The organism is Plantimonas leprariae (assembly GCF_008802405.1).
GTDB classification, from domain to species: Bacteria; Pseudomonadota; Alphaproteobacteria; order Rhizobiales; family Rhizobiaceae; genus Plantimonas; species Plantimonas leprariae.
The window spans coordinates 60,053-84,950 of the sequence record NZ_VZDO01000019.1 but is presented as its reverse complement, the minus strand read 5'-3'; the positions used below and the strand labels follow the sequence as shown (position 1 = coordinate 84,950).

Below are 24,898 nucleotides of genomic sequence, written 5' to 3'. Positions count from 1 at the left end.
CACTGGCCATGAAACATTCCGCCACGAGGTTCAAATATCGGAGGCAACTTTGACGCCGAATAGCCGGCGCTGGTCAAGCGCCGGCCGTCCAATTCGAATCACGCTGCCACCCGGTCACCCACTGCGCCGAGCTTCGAGCCGGCGACGTGGAAGATCAGGTGGTCGCCGCCCGCCGTCACCCGCACGATCGAGTCGTCGCGCACGTCGCCGAGCAGGATCTTCTCGGCGAGCGGGTCCTGCACCTCGCGCTGGATCACCCGCTTCAGCGGCCGCGCGCCGTAGGCCGGGTCGTAGCCGCGCCCCGCCAGCCAGTCGCGCGCCGAACCGTCGAGTTCCAGCACGATCTTGCGGTCGACGAGCAGCGCCTCCAGCCGCCGCATCTGGATGTCGACGATCGCGCCCATCTCGCTGCGGCGCAGGCGATGGAACAGGATCGTCTCGTCGACGCGGTTCAGGAACTCCGGCCGGAAGGCGGCGCGCAGCACCTCCATCACCTGCGGGCGCACGGCGTCGACGTCCTGCTCGTCCGTCAGCGTCGCCAGGTACTCCGCCCCAAGGTTCGAGGTCATGACGATCAGCGTGTTGCGGAAATCGACCGTCCGCCCCTGCCCGTCGGTCAGCCGCCCGTCGTCGAGCACCTGCAGCAGCACGTTGAACACGTCCGGATGCGCCTTCTCGATCTCGTCGAACAGCACGACCTGATACGGCCTGCGGCGCACGGCTTCCGTCAGCGAACCGCCCTCCTCGTAGCCGACATAGCCGGGAGGCGCGCCGATCAGCCGGGCGACGGAGTGCTTCTCCATGAACTCCGACATGTCGAGCCGTACCATCGCCGCCTCGTCGTCGAACAGGAAGCGGGCCAGCGCCTTGGTCAGCTCGGTCTTGCCGACGCCGGTCGGCCCGAGGAAGATGAACGAGCCGATCGGCCGGTTCGGGTCCTGCAGCCCGGCGCGCGCCCGCCTGACGGCGCGCGACACGGCCTGCACCGCTTCGCCCTGACCGACGACGCGCTGGCCCAAAGCGTCCTCCATCCGCAAGAGCTTGTCGCGCTCGCCTTCCAGCATCCGGTCCACCGGGATGCCGGTCCAGCGCGACACGACCTGCGCGATGTGGTCGGGCGTCACGGTCTCCTCGACCATGGCGGCGCCCGCGCCCTCCTTGGCTTCCGCCTCGGTGAGTTCGCGCTCAAGGCCCGGGATCGTGCCGTAGGCGAGTTCGCCGGCCCGCTGGTACTCGCCCCTGCGCTGGGCGCCGGCGAGTTCGTTGCGCGCCTCGTCGAGCTGTTTCTTCAGGTCCGCGGCACGGCCGAGCTTCCGCTTCTCCGCCTGCCACGCTTGCGTGATGCGGTCCGACTCCTCCTCGAGGTTCGCGAGCTCGCCTTCCAGCCGTTCGAGCCGGCTCTTCGACGCCTCGTCCTGCTCGCGCTTCAGCGCTTCGCGCTCGATCTTGAGCTGCATCACCCGCCGGTCGATCTCGTCGAGGGCTTCCGGCTTGGAGTCGACCGCCATGCGCAGGCGCGCCGCGCTCTCGTCCACGAGGTCGATCGCCTTGTCCGGCAGGAAGCGATCGGTGATGTAGCGGTTTGACAGCGTCGCGGCCGAGACCAGCGCCGAGTCCGAGATGCGCACCTGATGGTGCTGCTCGTACTTCTCCTTGATGCCGCGCAGGATCGAGATCGTGTCCTCGACGTTGGGTTCCGAAACGAAGACCGGCTGGAAACGCCGGGCGAGCGCCGGGTCCTTCTCGACGTGCTTCCTGTACTCGTCGAGCGTCGTCGCGCCGACGCAGTGGAGCTCGCCGCGCGCCAGCGCAGGCTTCAGCAGGTTCGAGGCGTCCATCGCCCCGTCCGCCTTGCCGGCGCCGACGAGCGTGTGCATCTCGTCGATGAACAGGACGATCTCGCCGTTCGCGCCGGTGACTTCCGAGAGCACCGCCTTCAACCGTTCCTCGAACTCGCCGCGATACTTCGCGCCGGCGATCAACGCACCCATGTCGAGCGCGAGCAGGCGCTTGTCGCGAAGCGATTCCGGCACGTCGCCGTTGACGATCCGGAGCGCCAGACCTTCCGCGATCGCGGTCTTGCCGACGCCCGGCTCGCCGATCAGCACGGGATTGTTCTTCGTTCGCCGCGACAGGACCTGGATCGTGCGGCGGATCTCGTCGTCGCGCCCGATCACCGGGTCGAGCCGGCCGTCCCGCGCATCCTTGGTGAGATCGCGCGCATACTTCTTCAAGGCGTCGTAGCCCTGCTCGGCACTCGCCGTATCGGCGGTGCGGCCCTTGCGGATCGCCTCGATCGCGGCGTTCAGCCCCTGCGCGGTCACCCCGGCATCGGCGAGGATTTTCGCGGTCTTCGCCTGTTTCTCGATGGCGAGCGCCAAAAGCAGCCGCTCGACGGTGACGTAGCTGTCGCCGGCCTTCTTCGCGATCTCCTCGGCGGTGGCGAAGACCTTCTGCAGCGGCTGGCTCATGTAGAGGCCGTTCCCGCCGGAAACCTTCGGCATCGCCTCCAGCGCAGAGTCGACGGCGAGCCGCACGTCGGCCGGGCGGCCGCCCGCCTTCTCGATCAGCCCCGCCGCCAGACCTTCGCGGTCGTCGACCAGAACCTTCAACAGGTGTTCGGGGGAGAATTGCTGGTGGTCGCGCGAGACGGCCGCCGTCTGGGCGGACTGGATGAAGCCGCGCGCGCGCTCGGTATAGCGTTCGATATCCATATATGCCTCCTGACTGCGCGCCACCTCGGAAAAGCATGGCGCACGACGAACCGGAAACCGGCCCCCGCGATGCGGCAGGCCGTCGACGGGAAATATGGGATCGGGAGGGTCGGCGCGGAAGTGGCGGGCCGGCGACTATTTTCGGCGGCCCCGCGACGCAGCCTGCGCTGCAGCAGGCGGCATTCGACAGTTCGGCGGAAGCTTCCGTTAAGTCTAGGATCGCTTCCTCGCCCGCATCAATAGTTTCTTCGTGAGCCCGGCGTCAACGTGCGGCGAACCGGTAGCGGGCCGTGCGGCGCGTTGCCTTCCGTTCCTGTGCATGTGTCCGGCGGCATCCGATCCGCTGCCGGAAAAACCGCGAAAGGGGTTCGCATGAAGCCGATCGCCATTCTGGGCGCGGGTCTCGCCGGGTTGACCGCCGCCGCGGATCTCAAGAAGCGCGGCCTGCCCGTGATCGTCTTCGAGGCGGGGCCCGCGATCGGCGGCATGGCCGCCTCTTTCAAGGACGCGGAAGGGTTCTCCTACGATTTCGGCGCGCATTTCGTCTCGAACCGCCTCGCGAAGGCGATGGGCACCGAAGACATCTGCCGCACCGTGAAGCACTACGGCGAGGCCGTCCTCGTCGGCGGTCGGATGCGCAGCCATCCGTTCGGCCTGATGCGGGAGCCGCGCTTCGCGCTCGGCGCCCTGAAGGCGAAGCTCAGCGCCAAGCGCGCCCCGGCGGCGAGCGCCGCCGACTGGTTCCGCGGCGCCTACGGCGAGGCGCTCGCCGAAGCCGTGGCGATCCCGCTCGCCGAGGCCTGGTCCGGCGCGCCGGCCGCCGAGCTCGCGCCGTCGGTCGGCGAGAAGTTCGGGCACGGTGCCCTGAAGTCGCTCTATCTCACCGCAGCGCAGGTCCTCACCGGCCGCGCCGTCTGCAACGGCTACACCCGCGAGATGCCGGAAAGCGCCGGCGTCTACCACGTCTATCCCGAAGGCGGCCTGTCGAAGCTCCTCGCGCCGATGGCGACCTCCGTCGCCTCGAACGTCCGGCTCGGCTCGCCGGTCGAGAAGGTCGTGGTGGAGGGCGGGCGCGTCGTCGCGGTGCGCTCGAAGGGCGAGACGACTCCCGTCTCGGCGGTGGTCTCCACCGCGCCGGTCAACGTCCTGCCGAAGCTCGTCGAGGGAACCGCCGCGCTGGACGAGCTGGCGAGCTTCCGCTACCGGCCGATGATCTTCGTCAACCTGAAGTTCGAGGGCCGCGGCCTCCTGCCCGACACGATGCTCTGGGTGCCGGAGGGCGGGACCCCCTTCTTCCGCCTGACGGAAGCGCCGATCTCGATGCCCTGGCTGGCTCCCGAGGGCAAGACGCTGATCACCGCCGACATCGGCTGCCAGGTCGGCGACGAATGGTGGACCATGCCGGACGCCGACCTGGCGGAAGCCTGTCTCGCCGGCATGAACCGCATCTTCGGCGATCTCGGGCCCCGCTATCTCGGGGCCGGCGGCGTCATCCGCACCTCGGTCGCCTATCCGGTCCATCTGGAGAAGTACGAGGCGGCGCGACGGCGCTTCGCCCTCGCCACCGGTGTCGAGGGTCTCTGGAGCGTCGGGCGCAACGGCGAGTTCGCCCATATCCTGATGGAAGACGTCTATTGGCGCACGAAGCGCCGGATGGAGGAGGTCGCGGCCTTCGTCGGCGGCGGCGCGCGCGGCGCGGAAGCAGCCGACCACGGTCGCATCGCCGCCTGACGCGCCGCGACCGTCTTTCCTGAAACGAAAAAGGGCGCCGGCTCGTGCCGGCGCCCTTTCATCTATTGCCCTGTTCCGATGCTCAGCCGTTGGAGGCGAGCAGGAAATCCGGGAGCTGCGGAGCTTCGCCCGCCTCGTCCTCGGGCTTCTTCTTGCGCGGACGTCCGCGCGGCCGTTTCGCCGGCGCGTCGCCGCTCGCCGCTTCCTCACCCGCGGCCGCGGCCGCTTCGACCGGACGGGACGCATCCTCCGCAGCGGGAGCAACGGGCTGCGGCGCTTCGGATGCCGCTGCCGGAGCCGGCTCGGTTGCACCGGGCGCCACCGCTTCGATCGACCCTTCCGCCTCGCCGTAGCGCGGGCGGCGCGGGCGGCCGCGACGGCGGCCCTCGCCGCTCGGACGCTCGGCGTCCGTCGGCACGATCGCGCCTTCCGGCTCCGCCAGCACGTCGCGCGCGGCCGGGGCGCCTTCGCCGTAGCCGCTTTCCTGCGCGTTCACGGTCTCCACCGGCGTCACGGTCTCGTCGCGGCGCGGTTCCGGCCGGGCGGCGTGGTCGTCCTGCCGCCGCTCCCCGCCGGCGGTCGGGGCGTCCATCTCGCCGATGCTCGGCTGCGGCCCGAGGCCGTTCGGCACCTGCCGATCGCCGCCGTTGTTGCGGTCCTGCCAGGGCTGGCGCTCGCCGCGGTTTTCCCACGGACGACGCTCGCCGTTCTCGTTCCGGTCGCGATTGTTGTCGCGCCGGTCGCGGTTGAAGTCGCGGTTGCGGTTGTCGCGGCCCTGGCCGTCGCGCCCCTGACCGTCTCGGTTGTCGCGGCCCTGGTTGTCGCGCCCTGCGTTGTCCCGATTGTCGCGAGCCTGGTAATCCCGGTTGCGATCGTCCCGGCCCTGATTGTCGCGGTTGAAGCGCTGCTCGCGCCCGTCGCGGTTGTTCTGACCGTCGCGGTTGCCCTGGTAATCGCGATTGCCTTGGTAGTCGCGGTTGCCGCCCTGCCCACCGAAATCGCCGCCGCGGTTCTCGCGCATCTGGTTCGGCTGGTGCTGCGGCCGCTCGCTGCCGCCGGCACGTTCCGGCACCGGATAGGGATGGCCGTTCGGCGTCGCCAGACCGTTCTCGGCCGCGGCCTCGTCGCCCTCGTCCTCGTAGTCGCCCTCGAAATCGGGCTCCTCGCGCTGGAGTTGGAAGGTGCCTTGCGCCGCGGCGACGATGCGGCCGTAGTGCTCGGCGTGCTGCAGGTAGTTCTCGGCCATGACGCGGTCGCCGGACGCGCTCGCGTCCCGCGCCAGCGCGATGTATTTTTCCGCGATGTGCTGCGCGTTGCCCCTGATCTTCACGTCCGGGCCGTTCGACTCGTAGGAGCGCGACATCGGGTTGGGACCTTTGCGGCCGCGCCCTCGCATGCGCTGCTTGTTCTGCTGTCCTGGCCTCATGATCTTCCTGTCTTCGGATGGCCCGGCATCAAGCCGCTGGAATTCGCGTGCGCGGCAGGCCATCTTGCCCTGCCCGCTCCGGCTCGGCGAAACATTCGCGACCGTCCACGAATCCGTCCAATCGATTGAACCTCAAGCGATCCCCGAATCGCCCGCACGTCACGAACGGCCCCGCCGCTTCGATCATCCGGCCCCGTCGTCTCTCGCGACGCGAGCGCTGTGGATGTTCCCCATCGAATTCCGTGACAAGGGGAACCTAGAGCTTCACAAGCCTCATCACAAGCCCTTTTTGGTAAAGAAGGGTTAACCCGGCCGTTTCCGGCCTACGGAAATTCCTTGTCCCCCATCGGCCGGAACAGCAGCGCGCGTTCCGTGCCGCCGAGGTCGCGAGCGCTCGTTTCGAGCGCGAACCCCTGCTCGGCGAAGATCGCCGCGACGTCCCGTTCCTGCCCGATGCCGATCTCCACGGCGACCGCGCCGCCGGGAAGCAGCGCGTCCCTCCCCCCGTTCGCGATGGCGCGGTAGGAGCGCAAGCCATCCGGTCCGCCGTCGAGCGCCCGCAAGGGATCGTGTTCCCGCACCTCGCGCTGGAGCGCTGCGATGTCGCCGCTCGGAATATAGGGCGGGTTCGAAACGATCACGTCGACCGGCCTGTCCAGCGCCAGGAGATGATCGCCGAGCCGCACCCGGAACCGCGCCGCGACCCCCGCGGCCCCGGCGTTCGCCGCTGCCGTCGCCAGTGCTCCGGCCGAGATGTCGGTCGCGACGGCTTCGGCCTCGGGGAACAGCGCCAGCAGCGACACCGCGATCGCCCCCGTGCCCGTACCGATATCGGCGACGATGCAGCGCCCCTTGTGGCCGATGCATTCCGTGATCGGCGCGCGGGCGAGGTCCACCAGCGCTTCCGTGTCCGGCCGCGGCTCCAGCGTGTCCGGCGAAAGCTGGAAGTCGTGCGCGTAGAAGGCCCGCCGCCCGAGGATGCGGTGGACCGGCTCGCCGGCGAGCCGCCGCGCGACGAAACCCGCCAGCCGGTCCCGACCCGCCGCCGCCGCGGGCAGTTCCTTCGCAAGGAAGAGTCGCGCCGCGTCCACGCCGAATGCTTCCGCGACGAGGAGCCGCGCGTCGAGCTCGGGCGAGGCGACGCCCCCGTCCGCGAAGCGAAGCCGCGCCGCGGCGAGGAGGTCCGCGACGCTCGAACCCTCGCCGCCGCCGCTCAGGCCGCCTCTCCGGTCGCCGCGAGAAGCTGGGCGCGATGATCGGCGGCGAGCGCGTCGACGAGTTCGTCGAGATCGCCTTCCACCACCTTATCGAGCTTGTAGAGCGTCAGGTTGATGCGGTGGTCGGTCACCCTCCCTTGCGGGAAATTGTAGGTGCGGATGCGCTCCGAGCGGTCGCCGGAGCCGACCTGCGCGCGGCGGTCGGCGGAGCGCTCGTCGGCGGCGCGCTGGCGCTCCATGTCGTAGAGCCTCGCCTTCAGCACCTGCATCGCCCGCGCCCGGTTCTGGTGCTGCGACTTCTCCGAGGACGTGACGACGATCCCGGTCGGCAGGTGCGTGATCCGCACCGCCGAGTCCGTCGTGTTGACGTGCTGGCCGCCCGCCCCGGAGGAGCGCATCGTGTCGATGCGGATGTCCTCGTTGCGCACCTCGATGTCGATGTCCTCGGCCTCCGGCAGCACCGCCACGGTCGCGGCCGAGGTGTGGATGCGCCCCTGCGCCTCGGTCGCCGGCACGCGCTGCACGCGGTGGACGCCGGACTCGAACTTCAGCTTCGAGAACACGCCGCGCCCGTTGACGCTCGCGACCACTTCCTTGTAGCCGCCAGCCTCGCCCTCGCTGGCCGACAGCAGTTCCACCTTCCAGCCGCGCCCGTCCGCGTAGCGCTGGTACATGCGGAAGAGGTCGCCCGCGAAGAGCCCGGCTTCCGAGCCGCCCGTGCCGGCGCGGATCTCGAGGATCGCGCCCTTCTCGTCGGCGGCGTCCTTCGGCAGGAGCGCGAGGCGGATCTCCTCGACCAGCGCTTCCTCTCGCCCCCCCAGCTCGGCGAGCTCGGCCTCGGCGAGTTCTCGCAGATCCCGGTCGGCCGCGGCGTCGCCGGCGAGCGCCCGCGCATCCGCGATCTCGCGCGTGACGGCGCGGTGCCGCTCGATGGCGCGCGCCACCGCTTCCAGCCCGGAATATTCGCTGGCCAAGCTGGCGAAGTCGGCCCCGCCGCCGCCCTTCGCCATCTCGGCTTCGAGATAGGCGAAACGGCGGAGGATCTCGTTCAGTCTGTCGGTCGGCAGGGCTGCCATGAGCAATGGTCCGGTGACGGCGGGCGGATGGTGCGGGATGGAAGACGGCCGCCGCCGCTAATAGGGGATCGCGTGCTCGTCGGCGAAGCGCTGCAGGCGCTCGCGGGCGTTTCCCGTGCCGGCGAGGATCGCGTCCATCTCGTTCGCGAGTTTCCCCGCGTCGAGCGCCACCAGCATCGCCTTCACCGGGCCGATCGCGGACGGCGTCATCGAGATCGAGCGCAGCCCAAGCCCGATCAGCGCCATCGCCGAGAGCGGCTTGCCGGCGAGCTCGCCGCAGAGCGTCACCGGCACGTTGTTGCGGTTGCCCGCCTCGACGATCCGCTTCAGCGCGCCGAGGAACGGCGCCGACAGCGGGTCGAACCGCGAGGCGATGCGGGCGTTGCCGCGGTCCGTCGCGGTGAAATACTGGAAGAGGTCGTTCGAGCCGATCGACACGAAGTCGACGAGCTTCATCAGTTCGTCGAGCTGGAACAGCAGCGAGGGCACCTCGATCATCGCGCCGAGCTTCAGGCGGCGCGGCATGACGTGGCCGAACTTCGTCAGATACGTGAACTCGCGGCTGATCAGGTCGCGCGCCTGCCTGAGCTCGCCGAGCTCGGTGATCATCGGGAACATGACGCGTAGCTCCCGCCCGCCCGCCGCCTTCAAGAGGGCGCGGAGCTGGGTGCGCATCAGGCCCGGCCGGTCGAGCGCCAGCCGGATCGCCCGGTAGCCGAGCGCCGGGTTCTCCTCCGGCGACTGGTGGAGGTACGGCAGCACCTTGTCGCCGCCGATGTCGAGCGTGCGGAAGGTCACCGGCTTGTCGCCGGCGGCGTCGAGGACGGCGCTGTAGAGGCGCTCCTGCTCGCTCGCCCGCGGCATGGACGAGGCGATCATGAACTGCAGCTCGGTGCGGAACAGGCCGATACCGGCCGCGCCGGAGTCCTCCAGCTGCGGCAGGTCGACGAGGAGGCCGGCGTTCACCTGCAGGTTGATCGGCACGCCGTCGAGCGTCTCGGCGGCGCGCTCCCTCAAGGCACGGTACTGCTCCTGCCGCCGGGCGCGGAAACGCGCCTTCTCGGCGTAGTTCCGCTCGATGTCGACGGGCGGGCGCAGATGCGCCGAGCCGTCGTCGCCGTCGACGATGATCGGATCGTTGTTCTCCGACATCGAGACCGCGCCCATCGCCTGCCCGATCACCGGGATGCCGAGCGCGCGCGCCACGATCACGACGTGGCTGGTCTGCGTGCCCTCTTCGAGGATCAGGCCGCGCACCTGGTCGCGCCGGTAGTCGAGGAGTTCCGCCGCGCCCATCGAGCGCGCGACGATGATCGCGTCCTTCGGCCCCGTCCCGTCCGCCATGCCGTCGGTCGTGCCGATGAGCTGGCGGAGCAGCCGGTTGGCGAGGTCGTCGAAATCGTGCATCCGCTCGCGGATATAGGGGTCGGGCATGTGGATCATGCGCGCCCGCATGTCGCTCTGCACCTTCTCCACTGCGGCCTCGGCGGTGAGGCCGTTGCGGATCGCCTCCTCCAGCCGCCGCGCCCAGCCGCGGTCGTGCGCGAACATGCGGTAGGCTTCGAGCACCGCCCGGTGCTCGCCCTCCGCCGCCATCTCGCGCCGCGACAGCATATCCTCGATCGAGATGCGCAAGGAACCCAGCGCCTGCTCCAGCCGGCCGATCTCGGTCTCGGCATCCTCGTTGAAGAGGTTGGTCACGACGACGCGCGGCTCGTGCAGCACGACATGGCCGAGCCCGATCCCGTCGGCCAGCGGCAGGCCCTTGAAGCTCACCGGACGGGACAGGTCGAGCACGACGCCCGGCCGCGACAGCCCTTCCAGGCTGCCGGCGGCGATCATCTCGGCAACCACCATGGCGACGGTTTCCAGCGCTTCCACTTCTTCCTCGCGGTAGACGCGATTGGCGCGGTTCTGGACGTCGAGTACGCCGAGAGTGCGGCCGGCCCGGAGGATCGGCACGCCGAGAAAGGCGTTGAACGGCTCCTCGTCGGTGCCGGGAATGAAGGTGAAAGCCGGGTGCTTCTGCGCTTCCGAAAGGTTCAGCGGCCGGGCGGTGGCGGCGATCGTGCCGACGAGGCCCTCGCCGAGCTTCAATTGCGCATGGTGGACGGAGCCGGGGTTGAGGCCCTCCGTCGCGTAGAGCTCCAGCACGCCGTCGGCCCGGAGCACGTAGAGCGAGCAGACTTCGGCCACCATGTTGCCGGCGATCTGGCGGACGATCGTGTCGAGGCGCACCTGCGCCTCCAGCGGCTCGGCCATGAGCTCGCGGATGCGGCGGAGCAGGACGCGGGGGCCGAGTGAGTCGCTTCGCGGCAACGGCATGTCCCAGGAAACGGGCGGACGACGGATCGTCCGCCGGACGCGCGTGACGCGCCCAGCATGAATCCTCTTGCGCGGCACCCGCAAGAGGTGCCTCGCACAAACTTCTATAGATGCCGATCCTTAAGCTTTGTCGAGACCGTAGGCGGAATGGAGCGTGCGCACCGCGAGTTCGGTGAACTCGCCGTCGATCAGGATGGAGATCTTGATCTCGGACGTCGTGATCGCGCGGATGTTGATGCCGCGGTTCGCCAGCGCCTTGAAGGCGGTGGCCGCGACGCCGGTATGCGAGCGCATGCCGATGCCGATCACCGACACCTTGGTGAGGCCCGGCTCCGACTGCATCAGCTCGAAGCGCATCTCGGGCTTGGCCTTTTCGAGCAGCGCGTTCGCCTTCCCGAGGTCCCCCGCCGGCACGGTGAAGGTCATGTCGGTGCGCGTCCCGTCCTCCGAGACGTTCTGGACGATCATGTCGACGTTGACGCCACTGTCCGCCAGCGGCGCGAAGATCGCGGCGGCGACGCCGGGGCGGTCCTCCACGCGCCGGAGCGAGATCTGCGCCTCGTCCTTCGAATAGGCGATGCCGGTGACGACCTGGGCTTCCACGATTTCATCCTCGTCGCAAATTAGCGTGCCGGGCGGGTTCAGGAAATCGCCCATGCCGGGGGCGTCCGGGTCCTCGAAGGACGAGCGCACGAAGAGCCGGACGCGGTGCACCATCGCGAGCTCGACCGAGCGCACCTGCAGGACCTTCGCGCCGAGCGAGGCCATCTCCAGCATCTCCTCGAACGCGACTTTCCGCATCCGCCGGGCTTTCGGCTCGATGCGTGGGTCCGTCGTGTAGACGCCGTCGACGTCGGTATAGATGTCGCAGCGGTCCGCCTGGAGGCCGGCCGCCACCGCTACCGCCGAGGTGTCCGAGCCGCCGCGCCCGAGCGTCGCGACGCGGTTGTCGGGCGCGAGACCCTGGAAGCCGGCGATCACCGCCACCTGCCCTTCGGAAAAGCGCCGGACGATCTCGGCGCCGTCGATCGCCTCGATCCGCGCCGCGCCGTGCTGGCCGTCGGTGCGGATCGGAATCTGCCAGCCGGCCCACGACCGGGCGTTGATCCCCATCGCCTGCAGCGTGATCGCGAGAAGGCCGGCCGTCACCAGTTCGCCCGACGCCACCACCGCGTCGTATTCGCGCGCGTCGTGCATGGGGGATGCCTGCCGGCACCATTCCACCAGCTCGTTGGTCTTGCCGGACATGGCGGACACCACGACCGCCACCTCGTGGCCGGCATCCACCTCGCGCTTCACGTGGCGCGCGACGCGGCGGATGCGATCGATGTCGGCGACCGAGGTTCCGCCGAATTTGAGAACGAGACGCGCCATCGGCGAAAACGAGCGATTCCGATAAGAAGCGGACCCGGGCCGGCCGCGAACTGCACCTTGCCCGAGGGAGACCCCGGGCGCGCGCCGGATAGCCGGTTTGCCGCGGTGCCGCAAGGCGAGCGGCGCACCCCCGCCGCCGGGGGCCGGTCAGCCGGCGGCGGCGAGCGGGGCGGTCGCGGCCGCCGCGGTGTCCAGCCGTTCGGGCCGGCCGAACAGGTAACCCTGGCCGGCGTCGCAGCCGAGCGCCTTCAGCAGTTCCCACTGGCTCGGCGTTTCGACGCCTTCGGCGAGCGTCGGGATGCCGATGTCGCGGCCGATCTGCGTCACCGCCCGCAGCACCGCCATCGAATGCCGGTCGGTCTCCGCAGCGGCCACGAAGGAGCGGTCGATCTTGATGCGGTCGAGCGGGAAGTCGCGCAGGTGCGCGAGCGAGGAATAGCCGGTGCCGAAGTCGTCCATCGCGATCCGGATGCCGAGGATGCGCAGCGCGCCGAGGGCGTCGGCGATCTGCGTGCCGCTTTCCACCATCGCCGTTTCGGTCAGCTCCACTTCCAGCCGGCACGGCGCGAGCCCGCTCTCGGCCAGCGCCGCGGTGACGTGCGACAGGAACAGCGGCGAGCGGAGCTGGACGGGCGAGACGTTCACCGCCACGTGCCGGCCGTTCGGCCAGGCGGCGGCGGCGCGGCAGGCTTCCATGAGCACCCAGCGTCCGATGGCGACGATCTGGCCGTTCTCCTCGGCGAGCGGGACGAACGCCACCGGCGAAACCGCGCCGCGGACCGGATGCGTCCAGCGGATCAACGCCTCATAGCCGAGGGGCTCGCCGGTCTTGAGGTCGACCACCGGCTGGTAGGCGAGATGGAAGGCCTGCGTCTCGATCGCCTCGCGCAGGTCGTCCTCCAGCCGGTGCCGCTCCGTCACGACCTCCAGCATGCCCGGCTGGTAGGCGACCGCGCGGCCGCGTCCCTGGCGCTTGGCCTCGTAGAGCGCGATGTCGGTGCGCTGCATCAGCTGCTCGGCGTCCGCGGCGTCCTCGGAGCGGCAAAGCCCGACGCTGCAGCCGATCGAGACGGTGAGGTCGCCGATGGCGAAGGGGCGCGCCAGCATCAGGACGACACCGTCCGCGACCGAGCGGGCGATGTCGTGGTCGCCGTAGACGAGCACCGCCATCTCGTCGCCGCCGAGCCGGGCGACGAAGGCGCCGCGGCTGACGACGCCGCCGATGCGTTCGGCGACCTTCACCAGCAGCTTGTCGCCGACGCCATGGCCGTGCGAGTCGTTGACGCTCTTGAATCGGTCGAGATCGATCAGCAGCAGCTCGAACCGCCGCGACGAGCCGATGTCCGCCTCCATCCGTTGCGCCAGGGCGCGCCGGTTCGCCAGGCCCGTCAACGGGTCCTTGAAGGCGAGTTCCTCGATCCGGGTCTGCGCCTGCCGGCTCCGCGTCACGTCGTCGAAGGTCAGGACGCTGCCGCCGGCGGCGACGGGGCGGATCTCCACCTCCATGATCCGGCCGTCGTCCATCGGGTAGTCGAAGGTGGTGAAGTCCGCGGCGCTCATCCATTCGCCGGCGCGGGCGCGGGCGAGGGAGCGCCGCTCGGCGCTCCAGTTCTTGGTCCTGCCGATCGCGTCGATCACTTCGGCCGGCGTCATGCCGGTCCGCAAGCGGCCGGCGTCGATGCCGAAGATCTCCACGTAGCGCCGGTTGAAAAGCTGGAGGCGGCCGGCCGGATCGAAATAGACGAGGCCGTTCGACATGTTGTCGAGCGCCGTCGACAGGACGATGGCGTGCGCCTTCTCCTGCGCGTGGAAGCGGCGCGTCGCGAGGAGCACCGTCGCGGCGGCGGCGAACAGGAGCAGCGTGCCGGCCATGGAGGCCAGGCTGAGGATGAGGTTGTCGCCCGACCCGTCGTTCGCGAGCAGCGGATGGATGCGGGTGCCGGCGAGCGAGGTGAAGTGCGCGCCGCACACGGCGAGCACGAACAGGACGGTGCCGGCCGTCCGACCGATCCGCCCCGGCGCGAAGCCGGCGTAGAAGCCGAGGAACGCCGCGCCGACCGCAGCGGAAAGGACCGTCGATCCGGCGGAATGGGTGCGCACGCAGCCCTCCAGCGCCTCCATGCCGCTCATGTGCATGGCGGCGATGCCGGCGCCGGCCGCGAGGCCGAGCGCCACCCGCACGCGGTGGTGGCGGGCCCGCATCGCCAGCGCGAGCGGCAGGCCCACGGCGGCGACCGCGACGGCGGCCGACACGGCCGTCGTCGCCGCGTCGTAGATCAGGAACGCGTCGGGCCGGTAGCCGAGCATCGCGACGAAATGCGTCGTCCAGACCGCGACGCCCGCGACCACCGTCAGCCCCGCGAACCACCAGTGCCGCCGCGATCCCGACGCCACCTCGACCTCGCGCACGAGGCTCGTCACGAGCCAGCCGCCGAGCGCGCAGATCGAGGCCGCCGCGGCGACCGCCTCGAAGGAATGCTGCAGGCCGAGAACGAAGAGCCAATCCATCATGCCGGCAACTTAAGGCCGCCGCGATGTCGAATTGCTCAAGGAGCACGGTAAACGGACCGCGGCGCGACGCCGTTCTACCCAGCCGGCTACGCACGCCTAAGGCGCGCTCTTGACTTGCGGCGCCGGCCGCGAACCTAACAGCGGTGCAGCATCGGGACGGACGGCATATGAGCGAAACGCGGGCCACGACCATCGACCGGGACGAGGTCGAGCGCTTCTCGCGCCTCGCCGGGGAATGGTGGAACCCGAAGGGCAAGTTCCGGCCGCTCCACAAGTTCAATCCGGTGCGGCTCGCCTATATCCGCGAAGAGACGGCGATGAACTTCGGCCGCGACGCCCGTTCGCTGACGCCCTTCGAAGGCCTGTCGATCCTCGACATCGGCTGCGGCGGCGGCCTGATCGCCGAACCCCTCGCCCGCCTCGGGGCGCACGTCGTCGGGGCCGACGCCTCCGAGACCAACATCGAGGTGGCGAAGCTCCACGCCGCGCAAAGCGCCGTCGCCGTCGACTACCGCGCCGCGACGGCGGAGGCGATCGAGGCGGGCGGCGAGCGCTTCGACGTGGTCCTCGCGCTGGAGATCGTCGAGCACGTCGCCGACGTGCCGCTGTTCCTCTCGACCTGCGCCAACCTCGTGAAGCCGGGCGGCCTCCTCCTCGTCGCCACGATCAACCGCACGCTGAAGGCCTATGCGCTCGCGATCGTCGCGGCCGAGCGCGTGCTCGGCTGGCTGCCGCGCGGCACCCATTCCTACGAGCGTCTCGTGCGCCCGGAGGAGATCCGGCGGCCGGTGGAGGCGGCGGGCCTCCAGGTGCTCGAAGAGGTCGGCGTCGTCTACAATCTCCTCGCCGACGAATGGCGGCGCTCGCGCGACACGGACGTCAACTACATGACCCTCGCGCGCCGCCCCTGACCGGCCCCGCCGTCGCGACGATCGGCCTCGGCCGGGCCGTTCCCATGTGCTCTTGCTTCTGCTAGAAGCTGCCGCGCCCACTCAAGTTTGCGGGATGTCGCGGCGCGGCCTCCCGCCCGGAATCGCAATGACCGCATCGAACCATGCCTTCTTCTTCGACGGCCGGCTCGGGGAGCGTCCGAGCAGCAGCGGCGTCCTCGCCTTCCCGCGCTGCCCGACCGCGGCGCGTCTGGCGGAGACCCACGAGATCGGCACGGAGGAGCGGATCGACCTCGACCGCCTGCGCTGGATGGCGCTGCGCTCGCAGCTCGCGCCGCGCCCGGACCTCGAGCGCGCCTGCTTCCTCCTCGCCGGCGAGACGGGCGTCTCCTTCGAGCGCTTCGCCATCGCCTTCTTCCGCGGCCTCGATGCCCGCTCGCAGCGCGGCATGGTGTTCTACCGCCCCGGCGCCAGGCACCTCAGCGACGACGAGACCTGGCTGCTCCGGCTGGTCTCCGCCTGGCGGCGCGGCGAGGACAAGGCCGCCGGCGCGCTCGTCTCCTGGCGCGTCGTGGAACCCGGACGGCGCTGGCTGCGCTTCCTGTCCGCCGGCATGGTGCGGGCGATGGACGGCCGCTGAAATCCAGTTTGGAATTATTCCAAACTGGCCTTGCGGTCGGGCCGGAACGCGCATAGTTTGGAATCATTCCAAACAACGAGCGACGCTAACGAAGGAGATCGCGATGGGACTGGTTGCGGCCAAGATCGAGCCGACCGCGAAGGAGGAGATCGTCAGCGGCCTGACGCAGGCCCTGGCGGAAACCGCCGTCGAGACGATGAAGGCGCAGAACTTCCACTGGAACGTCACCGGCATGAGCTTCGGCTCGCTGCACGAGCTGTTCCAGGAGATCTACGAGGATCATTTCGAGGCGCAGGACTTCCTGGCCGAGCGCATCAAGGCGTTCGACGCGCATGCGGAAGGCCGCTTCGGCGTATTCCTGGAACGCAGTGCGATCGAGGAGCACGACGGCAAGACGGACGCCAAGACCATGGTCGAGGTCCTGATGAAGGACCAGGAAACGCTTTCCGCCACCTGCTCCTCGCTGGCGCAGGTCGCCGAGCAGCACGGCGACTGGGCGACCAACGACATGGCGACGGCGCGTATCGAGAAGCACGACAAGTATGCCTGGATGCTCCGCGCCCACCTGAAGAACACGGCGGCCTGAGCGCCTGCACATCCGAAGCCGACAAGGCCCGCCCGACGCTCCGTCCGGCGGGCCTTGCCTTATGGGGTCCCGGATCGGCGACCCGCCCGTCAGTCGCGGATGTCGAAGCGCGTGATCCGGCCGTCCCGGAAGCGGAAGACGTGGCCGACGGTCTTGTCCTTCAACCCATGCGTCTGCCCGGCGAGCGGCCGGCCTTCGAGATCGCGGATGGTCTGCCGGACCTCCGCCACGACCGCGCCGTCGCTCTCCGCCGTGAAGCCGACCGGCTCGACATGCGGGCTGATCATCGACCACTGCCGCGTCCAGTACTCCCGCAGCGCCTCGTGCCCGTGGACATGGCCGCCGTCCATGCCGTTCGCCCAGGTGACGTCGTCGGCGAGGACGGCCAGGACGCCGTCGATGTCGCGCGCGTTGAAGCGGTCGTAGATGCGCCGCAGAACCTCGATCTTGTCGTCCGCCATTGTCCGTCCTTTCCGAATGCCCGGAAGCGCCGCCGGCCACCACCGTTGTCGGCAGCGCTCCGTAGTTGTATCGTCACCTATGTATCAATATAGGTGCCTATGCAAGTGGATATGATGAAGCTGGACGTGCTGGCGACGCCGGGTCATCTGATCACCATGGCAGCGCGCGGCTTCGTGCGGTTGAGCGAAGCCCGGCTGAAGCCGCTCGGCTTCGGCGTCGGCTATCTGCCGGCCCTCGTCGCACTGCGGGACGGGCTGGCCGGGTCGCAGCGCGACCTCGCCCGGATCGTCCGCATCGAGCAGCCGTCCATGGCGCAGATGATGGCGCGGATGGAACGGGACGGCCTGATCCGGCGGACTCCCGATCCGGCCGACGGCCGCTCCAGCCGCGTCGCCCTGACCGACGCCGCGCTCGCGCGCCTGCCGGACGCCTGCGCCGCCCTGTTCCAGGGCAACCGCGATGCGCTCGACGGCTTCTCGGACGAGGAAGCCGCGCAGTTCCTCGCCCTCCTCGACCGCCTGATCGCCAACCTCGACCGGCTCGCGACCGGCGGGACGACGGCGGAACACGCCTGAGCCGACCCCCCTCGCCTTCCCACCTCGTGCAGGAGTGAGGCACGGACCGGGCCGCTGTCCGAGCGCACCACCGAAAACTTATCCCCGTTCTCGCCCCTTCGCGTAGCTTCCGCTCACCGCCGCCCCGTCGAGGGAGCGCGAATGATCACCGGGATCGTTCGGTGGGGTGGCGGGCGGGTCCGGGTGTCGTGCTTCTTCCGGAGAGGCGGGGCGCCCGGGCAGCGTGAACCATGGCCGGTCCCATGCAAATGGGTCCGGGAGCAAGCCGAGGAACCCGAACGGCTGTGTAGCCGAGGACAATGTTCGGATCACGCCCTTGAGGCGAGGTGAGCCACCTCGCCGAAGGTCATGGGGACGCCGGCGGGGCAGCCGGCGGCAAGCGCTGCAGACACCCGCGCGGGCGCCGAAGGCAGGCCGCTTTGACGAATAGACTACGTCGGAAGGCTCTGCCTTCGGCGCCCGCCGCTCTCGACCAGCGGCAACGAACCACCCGCAAACCCCGGCCACTGCGGCGCGGGAACGCGAAGTTGTGCCTCACGCCTCGCCCGCATCCAGCGGGCACTCCACCCCCTCGCGCTCGCATTTGCGGCGGTAGCTCATGATCCAGAAAGCCGGGTTCTTGTGCTCCGACTCCAGCCGCGCGAGCAGCGTCTCGAAGAATCGGCGCTTCGCCTCCCCGCTGCCCGACCGGGGAAACGTGTCCTTCTCCAGCTTGGTCATCGAGCAGCCGACGCAGCGGCCCTGCCGCTTGTACTTGCAGATGTCGATGCAGGGCGACGGAGCGTCGGCCCAGAGATCCGGGGTGGAGGACATCAGGCGACCTTCGAAACGTTCGGCCGGGCAGGAGCCACGACGGTTATGCGGCGCGGGCTTCCCGCTCGGCGCCTTCGAGCTTGTCGAGCGGGCAGTCCGCGCCCTTCTTCAGGCAGCGCCGCCGATACATCCGCGACCAGTAGTTCCAGCGGTCGCGCGCTTCGAGGCGCTCGCGAAGCATAAGGAAGAACGGCCTTCGCTCCGCCTTGCCCTTCAGCCGCTTGAAGCGCTTCTTCTCGGGCTTCGTCATCTGGCAGCCGAGGCAGCGGCCTTCGTCGCGGAACTTGCAGACGCCGATGCAGGGAGACGGCGCCTTTGCCCAAATCTTCGCCACCGTGCGCCGCCGTCAGTTCTTGTCTTCGGGCAGGGGCGGCAGCGGCACGGCCGCGATGCCCTCGTCCGCCAGCGCCTTCACCTGCGGCAGCGTCGCCTCGCCGTAGATCGAGCGGGCTTCCGTCTCGCCGTAGTGGATCTTGCGGGCTTCCGCCGCGAACTCCTTGCCGACATAGTCCGACTTCGCCCGCGCCTCGCGCGCCATCGCCTGCAACTTGGCGAAGGTCGCGGCCGCTTCCGCCGCCCCCACCTCGCGGGACGCGGAGACGGCGGGCGCCATCAGGCCCTTCTCGACCTCGGTCGAGCCGCAATGCGGGCACTCGACGAGGCTCAGCCGGCGCTGCTTCTCGAAGTCCTCGCTGGAGCGGAACCAGCCGTCGAAGCCGTGGCCGCCGCCCGTGCAACGCAGCGAATAGGTGATCACTCGGCGGCCTCGGCGACATCCCGCCCATTCGCAGCGAGGGTGAACTCGCGGGCGTTCTTCAGGTTCGGCAGCTTCGCCCGCGCCGCCGCCACCTCGGCGGTGTCGATCCGCGCCACCGCGATGCCCGGCTCCGCCCCGTCGACCTCGGCGAGGACGCGGCCCCACGGGTCGACGACGATCGAATGGCCGTAGGTCTCGCGCCCGTCCTCGTGGACGCCGCCTTGCGCGGCCGCCACCACGAAGGCGCCGTTCTCGATCGCCCGGGCGCGCAGGAGCACGTGCCAATGCGCCTCGCCGGTCTGGCGCGTGAAGGCGGCGGGCGCGGTCAGCACCTCCGCTCCGGCAAGGGCTTCCGCCCGGAAGAGCTGCGGAAAGCGCATGTCGTAGCAGACCGCGAAACCGAGCCGGGCGGAGCCGTCGGCGAAGTCAAGGTCGGCGACCACCGCCTGTTCGCCCGGCTTGTAGGTGCGCGATTCGCGCCAGCTCTCGCCGTTGTCGAGGTCGACGTCGAACATGTGGATCTTGTCGTAGGTGGCGGCCCGGCTCCCGTCAGGGCGAAACAGGAAGGCGCGGTTCGCCGCCCGTCCGTCCGGCAGCCGCACAGCCGTCGAGCCGACGTGGAGATGGACGCCGTGCCGGCGGGCCAGCTCGGACGCGGCCTGCGCCACCGGATCGGCCTCCGGCTTACGCAACGCCGCGAACAGACCCTCGCGGTCGCGCTGCACCATGCCGGTCATCTCCGGCGACTGGACATAGGTCGCGCCGCGGCTCGCGGCCTTGGCGACGAGTTCGCCGAGCGCGGCGATGTTCCGCGCCGGATCGGTGCCGGAGCGCATCTGGACGACGGCGGCGGTGAAGACGGTCATCGGGCGGAACCTCTTCGCTCAAGCCGCGGCAAGCAGCGGGTCGAGCTTGCCGGCCCGGTCCAGCGCGTAGAGGTCGTCGCAGCCGCCGACATGCGTTTCGCCGACGAAGATCTGCGGAAAGGTCGTGCGCCCGTTCGCCCGGCGCGTCATCTCGGCTCGCAGATCCGGCGAGAAGGAGGCGTCCTTCTCCTCGAAGGCGACGCCCTTCTTCTGGAGGAGCTGCTTGGCCCTGGCGCAGTAGCCGCAGAATTCGCGCGTGTAGATCGTGACGTCGGCCATGGCGGACACCGGTGATGAACGGACCTGACCATATGGACGCGTCACCCGCCGGCCGCAACCCTGGCGAAGACGAGGACGTCGACCGCCGCGGCCCCCGCCTTCAGGAGCGCCGCGGTCGCGGCGTCCACCGTCGCGCCGGTGGTGAACACGTCGTCGACAAGAACGACGCGCCGGCCGGCCAACCGCGCTCGCCATTCGTCCGGCACCCGGAAGGCGCGCGACACGTTGCGCCGCCGCGCATCGCGGCCAAGCCCGACCTGCCGGCGCGTCCATCTCGTGCGGGCCAGCGCCAGCGGCGCGTAAGGCACACGCGAAGCCGCCGCAACGCGGCGCGCCAGTTCCGCCGACTGGTTGTAGCGCCGCGTGAACAGCCGCAGGCGGTGCAGCGGCACCGGCACGACGAGGTCGGCCTCGGCGAGGAGTTCGGCGCCGGCGCGGCGCATCCAGCCGGCGAGCATCGGGGCGAGCTCCGTCCGGTCGGCGTATTTCAGCGCCGAGGCCAGCCGCGCGCTGGTGTCGCCGTAGAGGACGGCCGCGCGCAGGCGCGAGAACCGCGGCGGCGCGGCGATCGCCTCCGGCGAAAGCGCGCCCTCGCCGAAATCCCGGGCGAAGGGCGTGCCGAGCACGGCGCAGAACGGCGGCTCGATGAAGGCGAGCTTCGTCCAGCAGGCGGGGCAGAGGGCGTGCGCCGCTGCGGTCGCCGCGCGGCAGAGCGGGCAGACGGGCGGAAACAGCACCTGCCCCACCGCCTCCGCCGCGCGGCGGAGGCCGGGCAACCGGCCGGTTCCGTCCCAGAAGCTCGCCATCGCAGCCCGTTCGATTCCTCGAGGCTTGACGATACAGGCCGCCCCCTCAGCTACAAGCGCGATGCCGCGTCCTCCCCAGCCCTCCGGCGCCTCCCATCCCGCCGCCCTGTTCGACCGCGCCCTCCTCGATCGCCGGCGTCTCCGGGCGCTCGGCCGCGCCGGGGGCGACGACGCGCCGCTGTTCCTCCTGCAGGCCGTCGCGCGGGAACTCGCCGAGCGCCTGTCGCTGGTCGAGCGCCGCTTCGAGCGGGCGGCCGAGATCGGCGGGCACACGGGCGAGGCGGCCCGGCTCGTCATGGCCGGCGGCCAGGTCGGGACGATGCTGCGGGTCGAGCGCGACGCCGCCTTCCTCGGCGATGCGCCGGACGGCATCGTCGGCGACGAGGAAGCGCTGCCGCTCCCCGAGGATTCGGTCGACCTCGTCCTGTCGCCGCTGTCGCTCCACCTCACCAACGACACGCCCGGCACGGTGATCCAGGCGCGCCGGGCCCTGAAGCCGGACGGGCTGTTCCTCGCCGCGGCGCTCGGCGGCGAGACCTTGCACGAGCTGCGGACCTCGCTGCTCGAAGCGGAAGCCGAACTGCTCGGGGGCGCATCCCCGCGCGTCGCGCCGTTCATCGACGTCCGCGACGCCGGGGCGCTCCTGCAGCGCGCCGGGCTGGCGCTCCCCGTCGCCGACCAGGATCGGATCACGGTGCGCTACGCTTCGATGTTCGATCTTTGCCTAGACCTTCGCCGCATGGGCATGGCGAACATGCTGGCCGAGCGTCGCCGAAGCTTCACGCCGCGCGGGCTGTTCCTCCGGGCGGCGGAGATCTACGCGGAGCGTTTCGCAGGGGCCGACGGGCGCGTCCGCGCGACGTTCGACGTCGTCTACATGTCGGGCTGGAAGCCGCATCCCTCGCAGCAGCAGCCGCTCCGGCCGGGTTCCGCCAAGGCGAGCCTCGCCGAGGCGCTGCGCGATCGCTCGGGCAAGGACGATTAACAGGCACCCGTCTGGCGGCCGTCCGGGAACATGATGCAGGGCGCCCGGTCCGGGCGGTCGAGGACGCTGCGCCGGATCGTGTAGCGCTGGACGTTCGCATCCGAGCCGATCGAGCCCGTGGTCATCGCGTCGAGGTCGGAGGCCCGCTCGGCGACGATCAGCTTCGCCTGGCGGTCCGCCATCGGCACGACGATCAGCGACAGCGCCGCCGCCGCGGAGCCGAACAGCAGCGTCGCGCGGAACAGGCCCGTGCGGGCCTCGGCCATCGAGAGGGAGGACGACCGCGCGCTCCTGCGTGTCACAACCATCGTCACGAGCGGAACTCCCGTGTTCGGCTGCGCGCCCGCCGGCAGCCCGTTCGCGACGAAATTGCGGCGCGGGAGTGAAAATCGTCTTAAAAGCCGCGGACCCCGTTCATCGCTTCTTCGCCGAACCGGACCTCACCCGAGCAGGTCCTGGAGGAAGGGAATCAGCGGCGCGTCGGCCGGCGGCATCGGCAGGTCGCGGAGCGCCGCGGCGCGCACCCATTTCAGCCGCTGCCCTTCCAGCGGCTGCGGGATGCCCTCGAAGCGCCGGCAGACGTAGAGCGGCATAAGCAGATGGAATCGCTCGTATTCGTAGCTGGCGAAGGTCAGCGGCGCGAGGCAGGCCGCCTTTGTCGCGATGCCGAGTTCCTCGGTGAGTTCGCGGATCAGCGTCGCCTCCGGCGTCTCGCCCGGCTCCACCTTGCCGCCTGGGAACTCCCAGAGGCCGGCCAGCGATTTGCCCGCCGGCCGTTCGGCGACGAGCACGCGGTTGTCGGCGTCGATCAGCGCGCAGGCCGCGACGAGCAGCAGCTTCTTGTCGTTCATGGTGAAAGAGCCCTAAACCGGCGGGGCGCGGTAGGAGTAGCGGTAAGCTTCCGCGAACCCCAGCGCGCGGTAGAGCGCCAAGCCGGCGGCGTTGTCGGCCTCCACCTGCAGCCAGGCGGTGCGCGCGCCCTTCAGGAGCGCGTAGCGGAAGGCGTTGGCGACGAGGTCGCGCGCGATGCCCTGCCGGCGCCAGCCGCGCGCCACCGCGACGTCGAGGAGGCCGACGAGGTCCCGGTCGTGCACCGCGAAGGCCACCGCGATCGGCTCGCCGCGCCCGGCCTCCTGCACGAAGAAGGCGGTCGGCGGCTCGATCGCCGCGAGGATGTCCCGCAGCCCCCCAGCGTCCTCGGCGGCCCGGCCGTGCACGGCCTGGCTCGCCGCGACGTAGCGCGCCGGATCGCGGACGGGCAGGCGCTCGACGCGCACATCCAGCGGCACCGAGCCGAGTTCGGCGGTCATCACGACGGATTCGCCGAAGCTCCGCCAGCCCTCAATGTCGAGATGCCGGGCGAGGTCGCGCGGCGCCAGCGGCGACTGGCGGAACAGGAGCGGCCGGCCGGCGGCACGGAAGCGTGTCGCGGCCCGCTCGATCCTCGCCGCGATGTCGGAATGGTCGGAGGGGTCGAGCGGGTTGACCGAGTTCAGGCGCTTCGCCGGATAGCCCGCCGTCAGCCGGATCGACCAGGTGCCGTCATAGGCGGTCTCGCTCGCCGGAAAGGCGCGGAAGCCCGCCGCCTCCAGCCGGCGGACGATCGCGAGGCGATGCGCCGCTTCAGCTTCGGTAGTCGCCATTGATCTCGACATAGGCCTTGGTGAGATCGCAGCCGTAGACCGTCCAGCGCCCGTTTCCGAGGCCGATGTCCACGCCGATCCGGATCTCATCCTGCCGCATCTCGGCGGAGGCCGCCGCCTCGTCATAGGCGGGATCGCGCTCGCCGTCGACGGCGACGCGCACGTCGCCGAACGAGATCGCCAGCCGGTCGCGGTCGGCGGGCTCGCCGGCCTTGCCGACCGCCATCACGACGCGGCCCCAGTTGGCGTCCTCGCCGGCGACCGCCGTCTTCACCAGCGGCGAGTTGGCGATGGCCATGGCGATGCGTTTCGCGGATGCGTCGCTCGCCGCGCCCGTCACCGTCACGCGGATCTCCTTCCGGGCACCCTCGCCGTCGCGCGCCACCTGCCGGGCGAGGTCGAGGAGAAGGTCGGCCAGCGCCTCGCGGAACTCGCTCAGATCGGAGTCGTCCGCCGCCGTGACCGGCGCGTTGCCGGCTGCGCCCGTCGCGAAAAGGAGCAGCGTGTCGGAGGTCGAGGTGTCGGAATCGACCGTCACCGAGTTGAAGCTCGGCTCCACGGCCGCTGAGAGCATCGCCTGCAGCGCAGCCGGCGCGATCGCCGCGTCGGTCGCGACGAAGGAGAGCATGGTCGCCATGTCGGGTGCGATCATCCCGGCGCCCTTGGCGATGCCGTTGATCGCGACCTCGATGCCGCCGATCCGCGCCCGCCGGGTCGCAACCTTGGGATAGGTGTCGGTGGTCATGATCGCCGCCGCGGCTTCTGCCCAGCGGTCGGCCTCGGCTTGCGTTCCGAGACCGGCGAGAAGATGCGCGAACCGGCCGGCGTCCAGCGGCTCGCCGATGACGCCGGTGGAGGCGAGGAACACCTCGGAAGCGTCGCAGCCGACCGCCTTCGCCGCGGCGTCCGCCGTCAGCGCCGTCGCTTCGCGGCCGCGCCGGCCGGTGAAGGCGTTGGCGTTGCCGGAATTCACCACCACGGCCCGCGCCCGGCCACCGCCGAGGTTGGCGCGGCAGAGGTCCACCGGCGCGGAGGGGCATTTGGATCGGGTGAAGACGCCGGCGACGCTGGTGCCTTCGCTGAGCACCATCAGCATCAGGTCGGTGCGGCCCCGGTACTTGATGCCGGCTTCCGCCGTCGCGATCCGGACGCCCCGGATCGCCGGCATCGCCGGCACGTCCTTCGGGGCGAGCGGCGAGACCGCCGCGGTTCCATGCGCCAT

Annotated in this window: 24 protein-coding genes; 6 read left to right on the top strand and 18 right to left on the bottom strand. The window is 70.4% G+C overall.

The window, feature by feature from the left end:
* Positions 1–98 precede the first annotated feature (98 nt).
* Positions 99–2,714 (bottom strand): ATP-dependent chaperone ClpB, encoded by a 2,616-nt coding sequence (clpB, locus tag F6X38_RS19670; protein ID WP_150972729.1) that lies wholly within the window; start codon positions 2,712–2,714, stop codon positions 99–101.
* Positions 2,715–3,086: 372 nt separating this feature from the next.
* On the opposite strand from clpB, the gene F6X38_RS19665 reads away from it, so the two are divergent.
* Complete coding sequence (locus F6X38_RS19665) at positions 3,087–4,445, top strand: protoporphyrinogen/coproporphyrinogen oxidase (RefSeq protein ID WP_150972727.1); 1,359 nt, start codon at positions 3,087–3,089, stop codon at positions 4,443–4,445.
* An 82-nt stretch (positions 4,446–4,527) separates the two neighbouring features.
* Here the strand turns inward: F6X38_RS19665 and F6X38_RS19660 are convergent, their stop codons facing one another.
* The 6 genes from F6X38_RS19660 to F6X38_RS19635 all read right to left on the bottom strand — a co-directional run bounded on the left by F6X38_RS19660 (position 4,528) and on the right by F6X38_RS19635 (position 14,374).
* Positions 4,528–5,871, bottom strand: a complete 1,344-nt coding sequence (locus F6X38_RS19660) for a DUF4167 domain-containing protein (RefSeq protein ID WP_161992836.1) — start codon at positions 5,869–5,871, stop codon at positions 4,528–4,530.
* 323 nt (positions 5,872–6,194) lie between these two features.
* Positions 6,195–7,088, bottom strand: coding sequence for a peptide chain release factor N(5)-glutamine methyltransferase (prmC, locus tag F6X38_RS19655; RefSeq protein WP_150972723.1), 894 nt, complete (start codon positions 7,086–7,088; stop codon positions 6,195–6,197).
* Entirely contained in the window at positions 7,085–8,164 is a 1,080-nt protein-coding gene (gene prfA / locus F6X38_RS19650) for a peptide chain release factor 1 (RefSeq protein WP_150972721.1), read from the bottom strand. The genes prmC and prfA overlap by 4 nt, the downstream gene beginning before the upstream one ends.
* A gap of 57 nt (positions 8,165–8,221) precedes the next feature.
* The gene (ptsP, locus tag F6X38_RS19645) at positions 8,222–10,489 is read right to left on the bottom strand and encodes a phosphoenolpyruvate--protein phosphotransferase (RefSeq protein ID WP_150972758.1); all 2,268 of its coding nucleotides are present in this window, start codon (positions 10,487–10,489) and stop codon (positions 8,222–8,224) included.
* Between the two features lie 120 nt (positions 10,490–10,609).
* Positions 10,610–11,863 carry an aspartate kinase gene (locus tag F6X38_RS19640; RefSeq protein WP_150972719.1) on the bottom strand — a complete coding sequence of 418 codons (1,254 nt, stop codon included), beginning with the start codon at positions 11,861–11,863 and terminating at the stop codon, positions 10,610–10,612.
* 147 nt (positions 11,864–12,010) lie between these two features.
* Positions 12,011–14,374, bottom strand: coding sequence for a putative bifunctional diguanylate cyclase/phosphodiesterase (locus F6X38_RS19635; protein ID WP_150972717.1), 2,364 nt, complete (start codon positions 14,372–14,374; stop codon positions 12,011–12,013).
* A 167-nt stretch (positions 14,375–14,541) separates the two neighbouring features.
* Here F6X38_RS19635 and ubiG point away from each other — a divergent pair, with 167 nt between their 5' ends.
* The 3 genes from ubiG to F6X38_RS19620 all read left to right on the top strand — a co-directional run bounded on the left by ubiG (position 14,542) and on the right by F6X38_RS19620 (position 16,490).
* Complete coding sequence (gene ubiG, locus F6X38_RS19630; protein WP_150972715.1) at positions 14,542–15,285, top strand: bifunctional 2-polyprenyl-6-hydroxyphenol methylase/3-demethylubiquinol 3-O-methyltransferase UbiG; 744 nt, start codon at positions 14,542–14,544, stop codon at positions 15,283–15,285.
* 127 nt (positions 15,286–15,412) lie between these two features.
* Positions 15,413–15,904 (top strand): hypothetical protein, encoded by a 492-nt coding sequence (locus F6X38_RS19625; protein ID WP_150972713.1) that lies wholly within the window; start codon positions 15,413–15,415, stop codon positions 15,902–15,904.
* Positions 15,905–16,007: 103 nt separating this feature from the next.
* Entirely contained in the window at positions 16,008–16,490 is a 483-nt protein-coding gene (locus F6X38_RS19620) for a Dps family protein (protein ID WP_150972711.1), read from the top strand.
* Positions 16,491–16,579: 89 nt separating this feature from the next.
* On the opposite strand, the gene F6X38_RS19615 is transcribed toward F6X38_RS19620, so the two are convergent.
* Positions 16,580–16,951 carry a nuclear transport factor 2 family protein gene (locus F6X38_RS19615; RefSeq protein WP_150972709.1) on the bottom strand — a complete coding sequence of 124 codons (372 nt, stop codon included), beginning with the start codon at positions 16,949–16,951 and terminating at the stop codon, positions 16,580–16,582.
* A gap of 114 nt (positions 16,952–17,065) precedes the next feature.
* Between F6X38_RS19615 and F6X38_RS19610 the strand changes: the two genes are divergently transcribed.
* Entirely contained in the window at positions 17,066–17,527 is a 462-nt protein-coding gene (locus F6X38_RS19610; protein WP_150972756.1) for a MarR family winged helix-turn-helix transcriptional regulator, read from the top strand.
* A 534-nt stretch (positions 17,528–18,061) separates the two neighbouring features.
* Here F6X38_RS19610 and F6X38_RS19605 read toward each other — a convergent pair.
* Genes F6X38_RS19605 through F6X38_RS19580 form a run of 6 tightly spaced genes read right to left on the bottom strand, consistent with a single transcriptional unit; the run spans position 18,062 to position 21,048 of the window.
* A complete protein-coding gene (locus F6X38_RS19605; protein ID WP_150972708.1) occupies positions 18,062–18,340 on the bottom strand; it encodes a DUF1289 domain-containing protein in 279 nt (92 codons plus the stop codon).
* A 43-nt stretch (positions 18,341–18,383) separates the two neighbouring features.
* Positions 18,384–18,674, bottom strand: coding sequence for a DUF1289 domain-containing protein (locus tag F6X38_RS19600; protein ID WP_150972706.1), 291 nt, complete (start codon positions 18,672–18,674; stop codon positions 18,384–18,386).
* 12 nt (positions 18,675–18,686) lie between these two features.
* On the bottom strand, positions 18,687–19,097 hold the full coding sequence (locus F6X38_RS19595; RefSeq protein ID WP_150972704.1) for a DUF1178 family protein: 411 nt from the start codon (positions 19,095–19,097) through the stop codon (positions 18,687–18,689).
* Positions 19,094–19,963, bottom strand: coding sequence for a carbon-nitrogen hydrolase family protein (locus F6X38_RS19590; protein WP_150972702.1), 870 nt, complete (start codon positions 19,961–19,963; stop codon positions 19,094–19,096). The genes F6X38_RS19595 and F6X38_RS19590 overlap by 4 nt, the downstream gene beginning before the upstream one ends.
* Before the next feature lie 18 nt (positions 19,964–19,981).
* Positions 19,982–20,242: a glutaredoxin 3 gene (gene grxC, locus F6X38_RS19585; protein ID WP_150972700.1), complete on the bottom strand. Its 261-nt coding sequence runs from the start codon at positions 20,240–20,242 to the stop codon at positions 19,982–19,984.
* 41 nt (positions 20,243–20,283) lie between these two features.
* Positions 20,284–21,048: a ComF family protein gene (locus F6X38_RS19580; protein WP_150972699.1), complete on the bottom strand. Its 765-nt coding sequence runs from the start codon at positions 21,046–21,048 to the stop codon at positions 20,284–20,286.
* 61 nt (positions 21,049–21,109) lie between these two features.
* Here F6X38_RS19580 and F6X38_RS19575 point away from each other — a divergent pair, with 61 nt between their 5' ends.
* Entirely contained in the window at positions 21,110–22,033 is a 924-nt protein-coding gene (locus F6X38_RS19575; protein WP_150972697.1) for a methyltransferase domain-containing protein, read from the top strand.
* On the opposite strand, the gene F6X38_RS19570 is transcribed toward F6X38_RS19575, so the two are convergent.
* From F6X38_RS19570 to argJ, 4 genes are all read right to left on the bottom strand, one after another.
* Positions 22,030–22,347: a hypothetical protein gene (locus F6X38_RS19570; RefSeq protein ID WP_210248902.1), complete on the bottom strand. Its 318-nt coding sequence runs from the start codon at positions 22,345–22,347 to the stop codon at positions 22,030–22,032. The two genes, F6X38_RS19575 and F6X38_RS19570, sit on opposite strands and share 4 nt — an antisense overlap.
* A gap of 126 nt (positions 22,348–22,473) precedes the next feature.
* Positions 22,474–22,884, bottom strand: coding sequence for a (deoxy)nucleoside triphosphate pyrophosphohydrolase (locus F6X38_RS19565; protein ID WP_150972693.1), 411 nt, complete (start codon positions 22,882–22,884; stop codon positions 22,474–22,476).
* Positions 22,885–22,896: 12 nt separating this feature from the next.
* The gene (locus F6X38_RS19560; protein ID WP_246191453.1) at positions 22,897–23,676 is read right to left on the bottom strand and encodes a GNAT family N-acetyltransferase; all 780 of its coding nucleotides are present in this window, start codon (positions 23,674–23,676) and stop codon (positions 22,897–22,899) included.
* Positions 23,657–24,898 carry a bifunctional glutamate N-acetyltransferase/amino-acid acetyltransferase ArgJ gene (argJ, locus tag F6X38_RS19555; RefSeq protein ID WP_150972689.1) on the bottom strand — a complete coding sequence of 414 codons (1,242 nt, stop codon included), beginning with the start codon at positions 24,896–24,898 and terminating at the stop codon, positions 23,657–23,659. Before argJ ends, F6X38_RS19560 begins: the two co-directional genes overlap by 20 nt.

Bases quoted from the DNA above. Each gene is read 5' to 3' on its own strand.
- prfA (WP_150972721.1), bottom strand. From the start codon at position 8,164: ATGGCAGCCCTGCCGACCGACAGACTGAACGAGATCCTCCGCCGTTTC.
- F6X38_RS19665 (WP_150972727.1), top strand. From the start codon at position 3,087: ATGAAGCCGATCGCCATTCTGGGCGCGGGTCTCGCCGGGTTGACCGCC.
- F6X38_RS19640 (WP_150972719.1), bottom strand. From the start codon at position 11,863: ATGGCGCGTCTCGTTCTCAAATTCGGCGGAACCTCGGTCGCCGACATC.
- ptsP (WP_150972758.1), bottom strand. From the start codon at position 10,489: ATGCCGTTGCCGCGAAGCGACTCACTCGGCCCCCGCGTCCTGCTCCGC.
- F6X38_RS19560 (WP_246191453.1), bottom strand. From the start codon at position 23,676: ATGGCGACTACCGAAGCTGAAGCGGCGCATCGCCTCGCGATCGTCCGC.
- grxC (WP_150972700.1), bottom strand. From the start codon at position 20,242: ATGGCCGACGTCACGATCTACACGCGCGAATTCTGCGGCTACTGCGCC.
- F6X38_RS19590 (WP_150972702.1), bottom strand. From the start codon at position 19,963: ATGACCGTCTTCACCGCCGCCGTCGTCCAGATGCGCTCCGGCACCGAT.
- F6X38_RS19615 (WP_150972709.1), bottom strand. From the start codon at position 16,951: ATGGCGGACGACAAGATCGAGGTTCTGCGGCGCATCTACGACCGCTTC.
- F6X38_RS19635 (WP_150972717.1), bottom strand. From the start codon at position 14,374: ATGATGGATTGGCTCTTCGTTCTCGGCCTGCAGCATTCCTTCGAGGCG.
- F6X38_RS19565 (WP_150972693.1), bottom strand. From the start codon at position 22,884: ATGAACGACAAGAAGCTGCTGCTCGTCGCGGCCTGCGCGCTGATCGAC.
- F6X38_RS19605 (WP_150972708.1), bottom strand. From the start codon at position 18,340: ATGTCCTCCACCCCGGATCTCTGGGCCGACGCTCCGTCGCCCTGCATC.
- ubiG (WP_150972715.1), top strand. From the start codon at position 14,542: ATGAGCGAAACGCGGGCCACGACCATCGACCGGGACGAGGTCGAGCGC.
- F6X38_RS19575 (WP_150972697.1), top strand. From the start codon at position 21,110: ATGCCGCGTCCTCCCCAGCCCTCCGGCGCCTCCCATCCCGCCGCCCTG.
- argJ (WP_150972689.1), bottom strand. From the start codon at position 24,898: ATGGCGCATGGAACCGCGGCGGTCTCGCCGCTCGCCCCGAAGGACGTG.
- F6X38_RS19620 (WP_150972711.1), top strand. From the start codon at position 16,008: ATGGGACTGGTTGCGGCCAAGATCGAGCCGACCGCGAAGGAGGAGATC.
- F6X38_RS19610 (WP_150972756.1), top strand. From the start codon at position 17,066: ATGAAGCTGGACGTGCTGGCGACGCCGGGTCATCTGATCACCATGGCA.
- clpB (WP_150972729.1), bottom strand. From the start codon at position 2,714: ATGGATATCGAACGCTATACCGAGCGCGCGCGCGGCTTCATCCAGTCC.
- F6X38_RS19580 (WP_150972699.1), bottom strand. From the start codon at position 21,048: ATGGCGAGCTTCTGGGACGGAACCGGCCGGTTGCCCGGCCTCCGCCGC.
- F6X38_RS19660 (WP_161992836.1), bottom strand. From the start codon at position 5,871: ATGAGGCCAGGACAGCAGAACAAGCAGCGCATGCGAGGGCGCGGCCGC.
- F6X38_RS19625 (WP_150972713.1), top strand. From the start codon at position 15,413: ATGACCGCATCGAACCATGCCTTCTTCTTCGACGGCCGGCTCGGGGAG.